Source organism: Acidimicrobiia bacterium, assembly GCA_035948415.1.
Classification (GTDB): Bacteria; Actinomycetota; Acidimicrobiia; order IMCC26256; family PALSA-555; genus PALSA-555.
The window spans coordinates 1-13,659 of record DASZJD010000100.1 but is presented as its reverse complement, the minus strand read 5'-3'; the positions used below and the strand labels follow the sequence as shown (position 1 = coordinate 13,659).

Below are 13,659 nucleotides of genomic sequence, written 5' to 3'. Positions count from 1 at the left end.
ATTGCGGCATGCCCAAGTACCTGTACCTCAACGGTCCAAGTGAGTCGCACCGATGGACTCTTCCGGAGGCCACCGACGTTGGCGAGGTCGAGGCGATGCTCGCCGATGGCATCGCGCATGCGTCGCACGTCACTGACCTTGGTGTGGACGTCGAGCTTGATCAGGTGACCGCGCGCCTCCATGTTCTCCCGGCCGCCATCACAGCCTTCGCGGTCGTCGACAAGCCGCAGCAATCAGGGCGTACCTCAAGCACCGCGAAGAAGCGCTTGGACCGCCCCCGAGGCTAGAGCCACCCACGATGCCGCAACCCGAGAGGCGGTTCATCAAGGGTCGCGTCCACTGACCGCCAGTGGATATCGCCGAGCGATCCAACGTCTATGTCCGCGAGGACCGCATCGTCGACGCCCTCAACGGGTGGCTGGCCCGGCCGCCCCGACACCGGATCTGGCATCGATAGCAGTCACGTTCCAACGCTCGACGGCGGACTGACCGCCACGCAGAGGACCTTGGATACAAGTCGCCGCGTAGCTGACCTGAACGGCGCGTAGTCGCCGGTGGTATTAGCCCCGCTTGTCGTTGAGGGTGATGGTGCCGGTGAACGTGAAGGTAACGGTACGGATTTGCGGGCTGGAGGTGGGAGAAGTCGTGGCCGTAACCGTGGTTGAACCGGTTGCGCGGGCAAATCGCCGAGTCCCGCCGGTGATGGTGTTGATGCTTGTCGACGTGTTCGGGCCGGTGTTCGTTCCGGATGCCGTCGACGTCAGTGTGCCGCGGGCGTAGACGACCGTGGTCGCAAACGTGAAACTTGTGGGCCCAGTTTGGGTTCCTTGACTGTGAAAGGTCCCCGTACCGAAACGCGAGGTGATGGTGCCGTCGACAACGAAGGTCGAGCCGCCGAGGACTGGGATGGTGTCGATCCCGGAACCCGAGCCGTTGTACGGTCGGGCGAGCTCGTGGTCCGCTCCGAACGCCACACCGGTATTCAGGGCCGCGGCGGCGAGCACGATGATGAGAAGCGAGGCGAGTTTGCGCATGGTGGACCTCCCGACGGTTGGCTGGGACCAGTCCGATCTGCGATGCGCGACCTGGCGGACGCTGCTCGGGAACCGCGGCGTTGCCGTTCGCGAACGCCCTCGTAGCCGAGAGGGATCATCGCGCCGACGACCCTGAAGAACAAGACCGATGCACGGTGGTCCGTATCCCGTGATCGAACCACTTGGTGTTTCTTGCGTCGCGCGCCGCGCGTCGCCTCGCCCATCCGTAGGGCCCTCGGCGCCGAGACGGCGCGCCAACTGGCGGCGCGCCTCTCGGGTCAGCTTGACGAGTCCGTCTTGTGGCAACACGGCGCGCTCTTGCCGGCCGCGCTCGAGCGGGCCTTTGGGCGTGGTGCGTTCCATGTTCAGCCGCTGACCTGCGGTGATGGGTGTCGGGCTGCCGGGACTCGAACCCGGGACCTTCGGTCCCCCAGACCGACGCGCTAACCAAGCTGCGCCACAGCCCGTCGGCACGTCAGGCGCGCCACGGCGATCGTACCGGGCGACCCGGGGTCCCTACAGGTGTGCGACGACCCAGTCGACACCCTGGAAGGCCCGGTACGCGAGGTACACGGCGAGCGCGACGAGGAGCAGCTTCAGGTGCCACGGCACGGGCTCCGGCGGATCCTCGACCGTCGGCGTGGCGGGGGCCCCGTCGGCCTCGAACGCGGACGCGGGTCGGCGGGCTCGGCCGGCGTCGACGACCCGCCCGCAGCTCGGGCACGACCCGTCGACCCGAACCGTCGACGGCGAGAGGAAGCGGTCACACGCCGCGCACCAGGGCACGGGTTCATTCCATCAGAACCAGCGCCTCACCGACGCTGCGGCGCCGAGGTCCGGCGCCGGACGCGCAGCTTCAGCGGGGTCGGGCCGAGGTCGAACGCCTCCCGGATCCGCCGCTCGAGGTAGCGGAGGTACGGGGCCGGCAGCGTCCCGGTCGCGAACAGCGTGATCGTGGGCGGGTCGGTCGCGCCTTGGGTGGCGTAGAGGACGCGGGGACGGCGGCGCCGCACGACGGGCGGCGGGTGCGCGGCCTGGGCGTCGGCGACGACGCGGTTCAGCGCCCCGGTCGGCAGCCGCCGGTGGTAGGCGGACTCGGCGGCGCGGAGGGCGGGGAGGATCCGCCCGAGGCTGCGCCCGGTGAGCGCCGAGGTCTTCAGGACGGGCGCGTACCGGAGGAAGCCGAGCCGGTCGCCGACGTCGGCGAGGACGGCGCGGCGACGCTCGGCGTCGTCGTCGAGGAGGTCCCACTTGTTGAGCACCACGACGATGGCGCTGCCGGCGGCGTCGACGCGCTCGGCCAGCCGCTGGTCCTGGTGGGTGACGCCGGCGGCGGCGTCGACGACGAGGAGCGCGGCGTCGGCGCGGTCCACGGCCTCGAGGGCGCGGACGATCCCGTAGTACTCGGTCGGCTCGTCGACCCGGCTCTGCCGGCGGAGGCCGGCGGTGTCGACGAAGCGGAGGGGCCCCTCCGGGGTCTCGACGACGCTGTCGACGGCGTCGCGGGTGGTCCCGGGCTGGTCGTGGACGATGACGCGCTCGTCGCCGACGAGCTGGTTGAAGAGCGTCGACTTGCCGACGTTCGGGCGACCGACGATGGCGACCGAGAACGGCCGGGTCACCTCGCCGGGCGGGTCGGCCTCGGGCGGGAGCCGCTCGACGAGGGCGTCGAGGAGGTCGCCGCTGCGCCGCCCGTGGAGGGCGCTGACCGGGATGGGGTCACCGAGGCCCAGCCGCGTGAAGCACCAGACGTCGGCCTCGCGCCGGTCGTCGTCGACCTTGTTGGCCACGACGAGGACGGGCTTCGGGCTGCGCTGGAGGATCCGTGCCACCCCCGCGTCCTCGTCGGTGATCCCGACCGTCGCGTCGAGGACGAGCAGCACGACGTCGGCGTCGGCCATCGCCCGCTCCGCCTGCGCGCTCACGGCCCGGCTCAGGGTGCGGGCGGGGTGGTCGGCGGCCTCGGGTGGCAGCCAGCCGCCGGTGTCGACGAGCCGGAACCGGCGGCCCCGCCAGTCGGCCTCGAGCTCCTTGCGGTCGCGGGTGACGCCGGCTCGCTCCTCGACGATGGCGCGGCGCGCGCCGACGAGACGGTTCACGAGGGTCGACTTCCCGACGTTCGGTCGCCCGATCACCGCGACGGCGGGCACGGTCATGTCAGCGCGGCGACGAGCGACGCCCCGTCGGTCGCCACGACCTCCACCGGGCGGGGCAGGTCGGCGACGCCGCGGTCGTCGAGGAACCGGTCCCGGGAGAGCACGACGTCGGGGAGCAGGTAGCGGTGACCCGTCGGCTCCCGGGCCAGCGCGGCCGCGACGTCGGCGCCGGTCAGCAGCCCCGTCACCGCGATGTTGCCGCCAAAGAAGCGGTTGGCGACTTGGACCAGCCGCACCGGGACGCCGGCCCGTCGGGCCAGGCGAGGGACGAGCGGCGCGAGCACCGACGCCCCGTACTCGCCGGTCACGATCCCGACCGGGGCGTCGCGCCGCGGGGCCGTCGCGCCGGGCGCGGCGCGCGGCGCCCGGTAGCCGTCGGCGGGGGCGCCGTCGACCCAGGCGAAGAAGCCGGACCGCGGGCCGTGGCCGCGGCCGGGCTCGCCGGCCAGCGCCCGCTCGGCGTCGGCGAGGAACGTGCGGGCCATCCCGACGCCGTTCTCGTGCTGGTCGCAGCCGTCGTAGGCGACGGCGTCGGGGAAGGGCCGCCCGGCGAGCAGGTAGTACTCGTCGGCGCCGTACACGAGGCGCCGGCCGAGCGCGTCGACGAAGCGGCGCTGCCAGGCGTCGACCTGGTCGAGGACGCGGGCGGCGTCGGCTCGGTGGTGGGGGCGCAGGCTCGGCTCCCGCGAGTGGGCCGCCACGCCGACCGGGACGGCCGCGACGGTGGCGAGCGCCGGGTAGCGGTCGAGGATCCCGAGGAGGGTGTCGTCGAGGGAGTCGCCGTCGTTGACGCCGGGGCACACCACGATCTGGCCGTGCACCGTCACGCCGGCGTCGAGGAGGGCGGCGAGCCAGCGCAGGCTCGTGGCGCCGCGCCGGTTGCGGAGCAGCCGGGCCCGCAGCGCCGGGTCGGTGGCGTGGATGCTCACGTAGAGCGGGCCGAGGCCCTCGGTGACGACCCGCTCGAGGTCGGCCTCGGTGAAGCGCGTCAGCGTCGTGAAGTTCCCGTAGAGGAAGGAGAGGCGGTAGTCGTCGTCGCGCTGGTACAGGCTGCGGCGCATGCCCTCCGGGAGCTGGAAGATGAAGCAGAAGGGGCAGTGGTTGTCGCAGGTGCGGACCCGGTCGAAGACGGCCGACGCCAGCTCGAGGCCGAGCGGGGCGCCCGCCTCCTTCTCGACCACGAGGGTGCGCTCGAGACCGCCGGCGCGCAGCTCGAGCTCGAGGACGGGCTCGTCGGCTTGGAGCTGGTACCGGATGACGTCGCGGACCGACTCGCCGTTCAGCGCGAGGAGCTCGTCGCCGGGGGCGACCCCGGCGGCGGCGGCAGGCGAGCCGGGCGCGACCGCCACCACCCGCGCGGCGGTCATGACGCGAGTGTAGGGGCGGCGGGGGTCGACGGTACCCTCGGGCCGTGGTCGAGGAAGTGCTCCTGGCCGAGCCGCGCGGGTTCTGCGCCGGCGTCGAGATGGCGATCAAGGCCCTGGCCTGGATGGTCCGGATCTTCGAGCCGCCCGTCTACTGCTACCACGAGATCGTCCACAACCGGCTCGTCGTCGACCGGTTCGAGCGCCTCGGCGTGGTGTTCGTCGACGACGTCGACGCGGTGCCGGCGCGGGCGCCGCTCATGCTGTCAGCGCACGGCTCCGCGCCCGACGTGGTGGCGGCGGCCCGCCAGCGCGACCGGTTCGTCGTGAACGCGGTGTGCCCGCTGGTGACGAAGGTGCACCACGAGGCCAAGGTGCGCGCCGCGAAGGGCTACACCGTGCTGTACGTCGGCCACGCCGGCCACGACGAGGCCGTCGGGACGCTGGCGGTGGCGCCGGCGGCGATGCGCCTCGTCGAGGGCGACGACGACGTGGCGCCCGCCCTCGCCGACGTGGCCGACGGCGACCGGGTCGCGCTCCTGGCCCAGACCACGCTCGCCCTCCACGACTGGGAGGGCGTCATGGAGCGGGCCCGGGCCCGGTTCCCGAGCCTCTGGACCGCGACGCGCGACGACCTGTGCTTCGCGACGACGAACCGCCAGGCCGCCCTGCGGGTCGTGGCGTCCCGGTCGGACGCGGTCGTCGTCATCGGCAGCGCCAACTCCTCGAACACCGTCGCGCTCACGAAGGTGGCCGCCGACGCCGGCTGCCCGGTGGTGCTGCGCGTCGACGGCCCCGAGGAGCTCGACCTGGCGCGCCTCCAGGGCGCCCGGGTGGTGGGCGTCACCGCCGGGGCCAGCGCCCCCGAGGACCTCGTGCGCGCCGTCGTCGACACCCTCGCTCCCGAGCGGGGCGTGACGCCGGTGTTCGTGACCGAGGAGGGCGAGTACTTCCCCCCGCCCCGCGAGCTGCGCGACCTGCTGCCGGCGCTCGACGCCATCGGGGCGCTGGCGTTCGCCGGGTCCCCCGAGGACGCGGCCGGTCGGGGCGGCCCCCTGGCCGAGGACCGGGTCGCCGACGCGTCAAGCGCGCTCGCGGACCTGGCCCGGTAGCGGGGCCGCCGTCCCCGCCCGCCGGCGGGCGTCGTCGAAGGCGTCCTGGAGGCGGTCGCGGAGCGTCGCCGTGAGCGCGAGGACGTCGGAGCGGCGCCGGGCGCTGGCCTCGGGCGGCGGCACGACCGGGTCGCCGATCACGATCACGACCCGGTGGGGTCGGGGCACGACGTGGCCGCTCGGGAGAATCTCCTCGCTGCCGCCGATCCCGACCGGCACGATCGGCACTCGCCGGCGCAGGGCCAGGTAGGCGGCGCCGTGGAAGAGGTCGCCGAGGACGGGGCCCCGTCGGCGCGTCCCCTCCGGGAAGACCGCCAGCGGCTCCCCGTCGACGAGCACCTCGTCGGCGGCGCGGAGCGCGGCCCGGTCGGTGCTGCCGCGCTCGACCGGGATGCCGCCGAGCGGCGGGAAGAGCAGCGCCCCGAGGCGAGACTGGAACAGCTCCTGCTTGGCGAGGAAGGCGACGCGCCGGCGGGTGGCGAAGGTGGCGAAGGGGACGTCGAGGATCGAGCGGTGCGACGGGGCCAGGATGTAGGCGCCGCCGCGCGGGACCCGCTCCCGGCCCACGACCCGGACCCGGAACAGCACCGCGCAGAGCGCCAGCACCACCGTGCGGACGACGCGCCAGAAGCTCATCGGGGCGCGCCGGTCCGGGCCCGGAACGCCGCCACGACCTCGTGCACGACGTCGTCGACGGCGCGGGCGGTGGTGTCGATGCGCAGCGCGTCGGGCGCCGCGCGCAGCGGCGACGTGGGTCGGGTGCGGTCGAGCCGGTCGCGCCGGTCGAGGGCGGCGCGCACCGCGTCGACGTTGGACCCCTCGTCCGGGCCGGCCTCGTCGTGGCGGCGCCGGGCCCGCTCGGCCTCGCTGGCGGTGAGGAACACCTTCAGCACCGCGTCGGGGAACACGACCGTGCCGATGTCGCGCCCCTCGACGACACCGGCGTCCCGGGCCGCGGCCCACGCCCGCTGCCGCTCGACGAGCACGGCGCGCACGGCCGGGTGGGCCGACACCGTCGACACGACCGCGGTCACGGCCGGGGTGCGGATCTCGGCGCTGACGTCCCGCCCGTCGAGCCGCGTCGTCACCCCGCGCTGGTCGATCTCGGCCCGGCGGGCCACCGCCGCGCAGGCGGCGGCGTCGTCGGGGTCGACCCCGGCCTCGAGGACGGCGACGGTCACGGCCCGGTACATGGCACCGGTGTCGAGGACGTCGAAGCCCAGCTCGGCGGCCACGCCGCGGGCCACCGTCGACTTGCCCGCGCCGGAGGGGCCGTCGACGGCGACGACCGCCGTCACCGGCCGCGCCCGGTCAGGGCGGCGAGGTCCTCGGCGAACCGGGGATACGAGGCGGCCACCGCCGCCCAGCCTCGCACGGTCGACGCGCCGGCCACGGCGTTGGCGGCCACGGCGGCGGCCATGGCGACGCGGTGGTCGCCGTGGCTCTTCAGCGTGGCCGGTCCCGGCGCGCCGCCGCGCACCACGAGCCGGTCCGGTCCCGTCTCGACCCCGACGCCCAGCTGGCCCAGCTCCTGCTCGAGCGCGGCGACGCGGTCGCTCTCCTTCACGCGCAGCTCGGCGACGTCGCGGAACTCGGTGACGCCGTCGGCGAACGCGGCCGCGACTGCGAGCGCCGGCACCTCGTCGACGAGGCGCGGAACCTCGTCGCCGGCGACGACGGTGCCGACGAGCGGCGCCGACCGCACCGAGAGCTCGCCGACGGGCTCCCCGAGCCGCTCCTCGAGCACCCGCACCTCCACCGGCGCGCCCATGCGGGCCAGCACCTCGACGAAGCCGAGCCGGGTCGGGTTCAGCGCCACGCCCTCGAGCACCAGCTCGGAGCCCGGCGTCACCGCCGCCGCCACGACGAAGAACGCCGCCGAGGACGGGTCGCCCGGCACCTCGAGCTCGAAGGCGCGGGGCGCCCCCGCCTCGACCCGCACCGACGCCGGCCCGGTCCGCGCCACCGGCGCGCCGAGGGCGGCGAGCATCCGCTCGCTGTGGTCGCGGCTCAGCGCCGGCTCGACCACCTCGGTCGTCCCCGCGGCCTGGAGGCCGGCGAGGAGCAGCGCCGTCTTCACCTGCGCGCTGGCGACCGGCACGACGTGACGGCGACCGACGAGCGGCCCGCCGCGGATCGCCAGCGGGCCGTACTCGCCGTCGGCGCGGCCGTCGACCCGGGCGCCCATCGCCCGCAGCGGCTCCACGACCCGGCCCATCGGCCGGCGGAGGAGGCTCTCGTCCCCGGTGAGCACGGCGTGGAACGGACGGCCGGCGAGCAGGCCGGCGGCCATGCGCATCGTGGTGCCGGAGTTGGCGCAGTCGAGCACGACCGCGGGCTCGCGCAGCGCGTCGACGCCGGCGCCGTCGACCGTGACGCTCGGCCCCTCGCCGCCGAGGCGGACCCCGAGGGCCGCCAGCGCGGCCCGGGTTCGGGCCACGTCGTCGCCGTCGGCCAGGCCGGCGACGCGGCTCCGCCCGTCGGCGAGCGCGGCGAAGAGCAGCGCCCGGTGCGAGATCCCCTTGTCGCCCGGCACCCGCAGCCGGCCGCGGAGCGGCGCCGGCCCCTCGAGGTGCAGCTCGGCGGTCACGGCAGGAGCCGCCGGGCGTGGTGGTAGCCGCGCGCGGTGAGCGCGGCCTCGAAGGCGTCGACGTGGCGCGCCGGCAGCAGCAGCACGAGGACGCCCCCGCCGCCCTCGACCGAGTGGGCGATGTCGATGTCGGAGATGTTGATGCCCATCGTGCCCGCCAGCGTCGTCACCTCGGCGAGCACCGCCGGCCGGTCCGGCACCGGGACCCGCAGCTCGACGAGCGGCTCGCCGGGCACCCCGCCGACGGGGAGCCGGCGGCGCGCCGCCCGGGCCCGCTCGAGCAGGTCGAGGAGGCCGTCGCGGTCCCGGCGGTCCACGAGCGCGCGCACCTCCCGGAGCGCCTCGAGGTAGCCGTCGAGGGCGGCCACGATCTCCTCCCGGTTGGCGACGCAGATGTCGGGCCAGATGCCGGGATCACCGGCGGCGATGCGCGTCATGTCGCGGAAGCCGCCGGCGGCGAGGCGCAGCAGCGTGGCGTGCTCGCCGCCGCCGGTCGCGGCGACGTCCATGAGCGTGGTCGCCGCCAGCTGCGGCACGTGGCTCACCATGGCCACGAGCCGGTCGTGGTCGTCCGGCGTGACCGCGATCACCTCGGCCCCGAGCCCGACGATGAGCCGGCGCACGCTCGTGAACGCGGCCGGGTCGGTGCGCTCGGTGGGCGTGAGCACCCACGGGGCGCCGACGAAGAGGTCGGGGTCGGCACCCTCGAGCCCGTCCTGCTCCGACCCGGCCATCGGGTGCCCGCCCACGAAGCGGGCCGCGCGTGCGGGGCGGTCGGCCTCGACCGCGGCGACGATCGGTGCCTTCACCGAGCCGACGTCGGTGACCGCGGCCGCGCCGGCGTCGAGCGCGGCCACGGCGAGGTCGGCGATGGCCCCGACCGGGACCGCGACGACGACGAGGTCGGCGTCCTCGGCGACGGCGGCGAGGTCCGGCCCGACCTCGTCGAGCGCGCCGAGGTCGCGCGCCGCGGCCGCTCGCGCCGGGTCGGCGTCGTACCCGCGGACCGCGATCTGGTCGCGGCGCAGCGCCAGCCCCACCGACGCGCCGACGAGGCCGGTTCCGACGATCCCGACGCGTTTCACTCGGGCAGGTCGTCGCGGAGCGCGCGGGCCGCACCGAGGTAGACGTGGTGGAGCTGGTCGCGAGGCCGGCTCGTGTAGCAGTGGACGAGCACCCGCACCACCCGGGGCAGCTTGCCGTCGATCGTGAGCTCCCGCGCGCAGAGGAGGGGGATGTCGCCGAGCCCGAGCCCGCGGGCCGCGGTGGCCGGGAACTCGGCGGTCAGGTCCTCGGTGGCCGTGAAGATGATGCTGACGAGGTCGTCGTGGGCCAGCTCGTTGCGGGTCAGGAGCTCGCGGACCAGCTGCTGGGTCTTGGCGGTGATCTCCGCCTTCGTGTTCGCGTCGCATGTCGTCGCGCCGCGCAGCGCCTGCAGCCTCACGTGCCGGCAGGTTAGCGGGCAGCCGCGCGCACCCGGCCGGTCATTCGCTGCCCACCGCCGCCTCGTAGAGCGCGCGGACCTCGGCCGGCGTCAGGTGTCGCCACGCCCCCGCCGGCAGGCGCTCGTCGCGGATCGGCCCGATGCGAGTGCGCACGAGCCGCGTGACCGGGTGGCCGAGCGCCTCGAGCATCCGCCGCACCTGCCGGTTGCGGCCCTCGTGGATCGTCAGCTCGACCGCGGCGCTCGGGCCGGCGGCGCCGACGACGCGCGCCCGGGCCGGCGCGGTCGGGCCGTCCTCGAGGTCGACGCCCTCCCGCAGCCGCCGCAGCTCGCCGCGAGTCGGGGCGCCCGCCACCTCGGCGAGGTAGGTCTTCGCCACCCCGTGTCGCGGGTGCGCGAGCAGCTGGGCCAGGTCCCCGTCGTTCGTGAGGAGCAGCAGCCCGGCGGTGTCGTAGTCGAGGCGCCCGACCGGGAACACGCGCGGCTCGGCCGGCACCAGGTCGAGCACGGTGCGGCGGCCCTCGGGGTCGTGGGCGGTGGTGACGACCCGGGCCGGCTTGTGGAGCAGGTAGTAGACGAGGTCGGGCGCGGTCGGCACCGGCACCCCGTCCACGCTGACCCGGGCCGACGCCGGGTCGACGCGGTCGCCGAGCCGGGCGGTCTGACCGTCGACGGTGACGCGCCCGGCCCGCACGAGCTCCTCGGCGACGCGACGAGAGCCATACCCGGCGCGCGCGAGCACCTTCTGGACCCGCTCGGCGTCGGCCACCGCTCAGCCGTCGACGGGCTCGGCGGCCTCCCCGGCGGTGGGGTCGCCCGAGAGGCGCAGCCCCTGCTCGAGCGCGGCCACGGTCCCCGCGTCGGGCACGAAGTCGCCGAGGGGCGGGAGGTCCTCGAGCGCGTGGAGGCCGAGCCGCTCGAGGAAGGCGGTGGTGGTGCCGTACAGGACCGCGAGCCCGGGTCCGGGGTCGCGGCCGACCTCGGCCACGTACCCGCGCTGCACGAGCGTCTGCAGGGTGGTCTCGACGTCGACGCCGCGGATCGCCGACACCTGCGCCCGCGAGACCGGCTGCTTGTAGGCGACGATGGCCAGCGTCTCGAGGGCGGGCCCGGAGAGGCGGACGTGCTGGCCCTCGAGCACGAAGCGCTCCACGTACGAGGCGAGGTCGGGGTGGGTCTGCAGCCGGTAGCCGCCCGCGACCCGGGCCAGCACGAAGCCGTGCCCCTCCTCCTCGTACTCGTCGGCGAGCGACGCACAGAGGGCCACGACCGTCTCCACCGGCAGCTCGACGAGCTCGGCGAGGAAGCGGGCCTCGACCGGCTCCGTGGCGGCCACGACCACGGCCTCGATGGCGCGACGGGCTTCGGCCGCGACCTCGGGGGCGAGGCCGTCGGCGTCGCTCATGAGCGCTCGGCGCCGGGGGCGGCGGCCTCGGCGGGCTGGTCCCAGTCGGCGATGCTGGCGGCGTCGAGCGCCTCGCCGGTCCGGAGGCGGCGCACCGACAGCTCGCCGAACGTGGTCGGCTGGTCGAGGTCGACCACCCCCTGCTTGAAGAGCTCGAGGACGGCCAGGAACCGGACGATGACGTCGAGCCGCTCGGTGGCGTCGCCGGTCAGCTCGCGGAACGAGACCGGGCGGCCCTCGGGCAGGGCGGCGAGGACCACCGCGATGGCGTCGGCGACGCTGGCCCGGATCGGCGCGATGTGGTCGGCCTCGATGTGCGGGGTCGGGCGGGGCGCCAGCACCCGCCGGGCCGCGTCGCGGAGGCGGGCCGGCCGCACCCGCTCGAGCGGGTCGGGGACGAGCGACCGGAACGGCTCCTCGGGCCCGGCGACGCGGGGCACGCTGCGGTCGGCGGCGCGCATGAGCGCCGCCAGCGCGCCGGCGGCGTCCTTGAACGTCTTGCAGTCGAGGAGCCGGGCCAGCAGCAGGTCCCGCTCCTCGAACCGCAGGAGCTCCTCGTCGAGCTCGAGGTCGGTCGGGGCGGGCAGGAGCCGCCGCGCCTTCAGCTCGACGAGCGTGGCCGCGATGAGGAGGAACTCGGTGGCGAGCTCGAGGTCGAGCGACTCCATCCGGTCCAGCTCGGCGAGGTACTCGTCGACGATCGTCGCCAGCGACACCTCGAAGAGGTCGACCTCCTGGCGCAGGATGAGGTGGAGCAGGAGGTCGAAGGGGCCCTCGTACACCGCGGTGCGGACCTCGTAGCCCATCACGGGCAACATACCTGCCCGCCGTCGGGACGGCGCGCCACTAGCGTGGCCGGGCGATGGCACGGGTGTTCTCGGGCATCCAGCCGAGCGGCGAGATGCACCTCGGCAACTACCTCGGCGCGGTGCGGCACTGGGTCGCGGCCCAGGACGCCGACGACGCGCTCTACTGCGTCGTGGACCTCCACGCCATGACGCTGCCGTACGAGCCCGCCGAGCTCGCCGAGCGGACGCGGCGCACCGCCGCGCTCCTGCTCGCCGCCGGCATCGACCCGGAGCGCAGCACCCTGTTCGTGCAGAGCCACGTGCCCGCGCACGCCGAGCTCACGTGGATCCTGAACTGCGTGGCCAGCTTCGGCGAGCTGCGCCGGATGATCCAGTTCAAGGACCGGTCGGCGGCCCACGAGTTCGTGAGCGTCGGCCTCTTCGACTACCCGGTCCTCATGGCCGCCGACATCCTCCTCTACGACGCCGAGCGGGTCCCCGTCGGCGACGACCAGCGCCAGCACCTCGAGCTGGCCCGAGACGTCGCGCTGCGGTTCAACCACCGCTACGGGACGACGTTCGTCGTCCCCGAGCCGGCGATCCCGCCGGTGGCGGCGCGCATCATGGACCTGCAGCAGCCCACGGCGAAGATGTCGAAGTCGTCGGAGTCGCCGCAGGGCAGCATCGCCCTCCTCGACCCGCCGGAGCTGATCCGGAAGCGGGTGCGGGCCGCCGTCACCGACTCGGGGACCGAGGTGTCCTACGACCCGGTCGAGAAGCCGGGCGTCGCCAACCTGCTCGACATCCTCGCCGCCACGACCGAGCGCCCGGTGCCCGTCGTCGAGGCCGAGTTCGCCGGGCAGGGCTACGGGGCGCTGAAGCGCGCGGTCGCCGACGCGGTGGTCGAGTTTCTCGCCCCGCTGCAGGCCCGGTACGTCGCCCTGGCCGAGGACCCGGCGGGCGTCGACGCCGCCCTCGCCACCGGCGCCGCGAAGGCGGAGTCGATCGCCGGCAAGGTGCTGGCCCGGGCCCGACAGGCGGCGGGGCTGCTCCCCCGCTCCTGAAGCGGGTCAGTCGTCGTCGGCGGCGACGAGGGCGTCGACGACCTCGGGCGGGATCCCGGTCTCGGACCACGCCGCCGGGGTGTGGTGGGCCGCGGCCCAGCGGGCCGCCTCCTCCCGGCCTCCGGCCACCCGGATCCGGGTGGCGCCGAGCTCGCCGTGGCGGAGGTAGAGGCCGACGCGTCGGGTGATCCCGCGCCGCGTCGACCACGTCTCCGCCCACTCGTGCCCGGCGGCCCCGCCCGCGAGCGTGGCGCCGACCCGGCCGAGGACGCCGAGCCCGGCGTCGAGCTTCCCGACGTCGTGGAGGAGCGCGGCCGCCAGCCACCGCGGGTCGCCGGCGGCGTCGGTCCCGGCCAGGGCCCGCTCGACGCGCCGGGCCACGAGCACCGAGTGGCGACGGTCGTGGCTCGCCATCCGGGACCACAGCGTCCGCTCCTCGTCCTCGAGGACGCCGCCGACCCACGCGACGTCACCCGGGCGCGGCCCGCCCGGTCGGAGCGCCCCGACGAAGCGCCGGGCCAGGTGCCCGGGCCGGCTCACGAGACGACGAAGTTGCGGAGCGCGTCGAAGAACGGCTGCACGACGGTGCCGACCACACCGGTGAAGAACACGAGCACGAGGAGGATGAGCAGCCCGTAGGGGCGGATCCGGTACCAGGTCGGGAGCCAGGCCGACGGCAGCAGCCGCTCGACGAGGGCCGAC

General features: G+C 75.3%; 16 protein-coding genes and 1 tRNA gene. 3 read left to right on the top strand and 14 right to left on the bottom strand.

From position 1 onward, the window contains the following. On the top strand, positions 1-287 hold a 287-nt coding region (locus VG869_13945), incomplete at its 5' end, for a hypothetical protein (GenBank protein HEV3452283.1). Positions 288-560: 273 nt separating this feature from the next. Here the strand turns inward: VG869_13945 and VG869_13940 are convergent. The 5 genes from VG869_13940 to VG869_13920 form a co-directional block, all read right to left on the bottom strand. After that, on the bottom strand, positions 561-1,034 hold the full coding sequence (locus VG869_13940) for a hypothetical protein (GenBank protein HEV3452282.1): 474 nt from the start codon (positions 1,032-1,034) through the stop codon (positions 561-563). A 392-nt stretch (positions 1,035-1,426) separates the two neighbouring features. After that, positions 1,427-1,501, bottom strand: a tRNA-Pro gene (locus VG869_13935). A gap of 49 nt (positions 1,502-1,550) precedes the next feature. After that, on the bottom strand, positions 1,551-1,820 hold the full coding sequence (locus tag VG869_13930; protein HEV3452281.1) for a hypothetical protein: 270 nt from the start codon (positions 1,818-1,820) through the stop codon (positions 1,551-1,553). 26 nt (positions 1,821-1,846) lie between these two features. After that, positions 1,847-3,190: a ribosome biogenesis GTPase Der gene (gene der, locus VG869_13925; protein HEV3452280.1), complete on the bottom strand. Its 1,344-nt coding sequence runs from the start codon at positions 3,188-3,190 to the stop codon at positions 1,847-1,849. Continuing rightward, the gene (locus VG869_13920) at positions 3,187-4,557 is read right to left on the bottom strand and encodes a DUF512 domain-containing protein (GenBank protein ID HEV3452279.1); all 1,371 of its coding nucleotides are present in this window, start codon (positions 4,555-4,557) and stop codon (positions 3,187-3,189) included. Before VG869_13920 ends, der begins: the two co-directional genes overlap by 4 nt. Positions 4,558-4,601: 44 nt before the next feature. Here VG869_13920 and ispH point away from each other — a divergent pair, with 44 nt between their 5' ends. Then, positions 4,602-5,666 (top strand): 4-hydroxy-3-methylbut-2-enyl diphosphate reductase, encoded by a 1,065-nt coding sequence (gene ispH / locus VG869_13915; GenBank protein ID HEV3452278.1) that lies wholly within the window; start codon positions 4,602-4,604, stop codon positions 5,664-5,666. On the opposite strand, the gene VG869_13910 is transcribed toward ispH, so the two are convergent. The 8 genes from VG869_13910 to VG869_13875 are packed head-to-tail and all read right to left on the bottom strand — an operon-like array spanning position 5,637 to position 11,911. After that, positions 5,637-6,302 (bottom strand): lysophospholipid acyltransferase family protein, encoded by a 666-nt coding sequence (locus VG869_13910; GenBank protein ID HEV3452277.1) that lies wholly within the window; start codon positions 6,300-6,302, stop codon positions 5,637-5,639. The two genes, ispH and VG869_13910, sit on opposite strands and share 30 nt — an antisense overlap. Then, positions 6,299-6,964, bottom strand: coding sequence for a (d)CMP kinase (cmk, locus tag VG869_13905; GenBank protein ID HEV3452276.1), 666 nt, complete (start codon positions 6,962-6,964; stop codon positions 6,299-6,301). Before cmk ends, VG869_13910 begins: the two co-directional genes overlap by 4 nt. Then, positions 6,961-8,256, bottom strand: a complete 1,296-nt coding sequence (aroA, locus tag VG869_13900; protein HEV3452275.1) for a 3-phosphoshikimate 1-carboxyvinyltransferase — start codon at positions 8,254-8,256, stop codon at positions 6,961-6,963. The genes cmk and aroA overlap by 4 nt, the downstream gene beginning before the upstream one ends. Further along, complete coding sequence (locus tag VG869_13895) at positions 8,253-9,341, bottom strand: prephenate dehydrogenase/arogenate dehydrogenase family protein (GenBank protein ID HEV3452274.1); 1,089 nt, start codon at positions 9,339-9,341, stop codon at positions 8,253-8,255. Before VG869_13895 ends, aroA begins: the two co-directional genes overlap by 4 nt. Beyond that, a complete protein-coding gene (aroH, locus tag VG869_13890; GenBank protein ID HEV3452273.1) occupies positions 9,338-9,700 on the bottom strand; it encodes a chorismate mutase in 363 nt (120 codons plus the stop codon). The genes VG869_13895 and aroH overlap by 4 nt, the downstream gene beginning before the upstream one ends. Before the next feature lie 40 nt (positions 9,701-9,740). Next, positions 9,741-10,469 (bottom strand): pseudouridine synthase, encoded by a 729-nt coding sequence (locus tag VG869_13885; GenBank protein HEV3452272.1) that lies wholly within the window; start codon positions 10,467-10,469, stop codon positions 9,741-9,743. Between the two features lie 3 nt (positions 10,470-10,472). After that, positions 10,473-11,105, bottom strand: coding sequence for an SMC-Scp complex subunit ScpB (scpB, locus tag VG869_13880; protein ID HEV3452271.1), 633 nt, complete (start codon positions 11,103-11,105; stop codon positions 10,473-10,475). Beyond that, entirely contained in the window at positions 11,102-11,911 is an 810-nt protein-coding gene (locus VG869_13875) for a ScpA family protein (protein ID HEV3452270.1), read from the bottom strand. Before VG869_13875 ends, scpB begins: the two co-directional genes overlap by 4 nt. Positions 11,912-11,967: 56 nt before the next feature. Between VG869_13875 and trpS the strand changes: the two genes are divergently transcribed. Beyond that, positions 11,968-12,957, top strand: a complete 990-nt coding sequence (gene trpS / locus VG869_13870; protein ID HEV3452269.1) for a tryptophan--tRNA ligase — start codon at positions 11,968-11,970, stop codon at positions 12,955-12,957. A 6-nt stretch (positions 12,958-12,963) separates the two neighbouring features. Here the strand turns inward: trpS and VG869_13865 are convergent, their stop codons facing one another. Further along, positions 12,964-13,497, bottom strand: coding sequence for a hypothetical protein (locus VG869_13865; GenBank protein HEV3452268.1), 534 nt, complete (start codon positions 13,495-13,497; stop codon positions 12,964-12,966). Between the last annotated feature and the right edge of the window lie 162 nt (positions 13,498-13,659).

Bases quoted from the DNA above. Each gene is read 5' to 3' on its own strand.
- VG869_13940 (HEV3452282.1), bottom strand. From the start codon at position 1,034: ATGCGCAAACTCGCCTCGCTTCTCATCATCGTGCTCGCCGCCGCGGCC.
- der (HEV3452280.1), bottom strand. From the start codon at position 3,190: ATGACCGTGCCCGCCGTCGCGGTGATCGGGCGACCGAACGTCGGGAAG.
- VG869_13920 (HEV3452279.1), bottom strand. From the start codon at position 4,557: ATGACCGCCGCGCGGGTGGTGGCGGTCGCGCCCGGCTCGCCTGCCGCC.
- VG869_13910 (HEV3452277.1), bottom strand. From the start codon at position 6,302: ATGAGCTTCTGGCGCGTCGTCCGCACGGTGGTGCTGGCGCTCTGCGCG.
- scpB (HEV3452271.1), bottom strand. From the start codon at position 11,105: ATGAGCGACGCCGACGGCCTCGCCCCCGAGGTCGCGGCCGAAGCCCGT.
- VG869_13875 (HEV3452270.1), bottom strand. From the start codon at position 11,911: ATGGGCTACGAGGTCCGCACCGCGGTGTACGAGGGCCCCTTCGACCTC.
- trpS (HEV3452269.1), top strand. From the start codon at position 11,968: ATGGCACGGGTGTTCTCGGGCATCCAGCCGAGCGGCGAGATGCACCTC.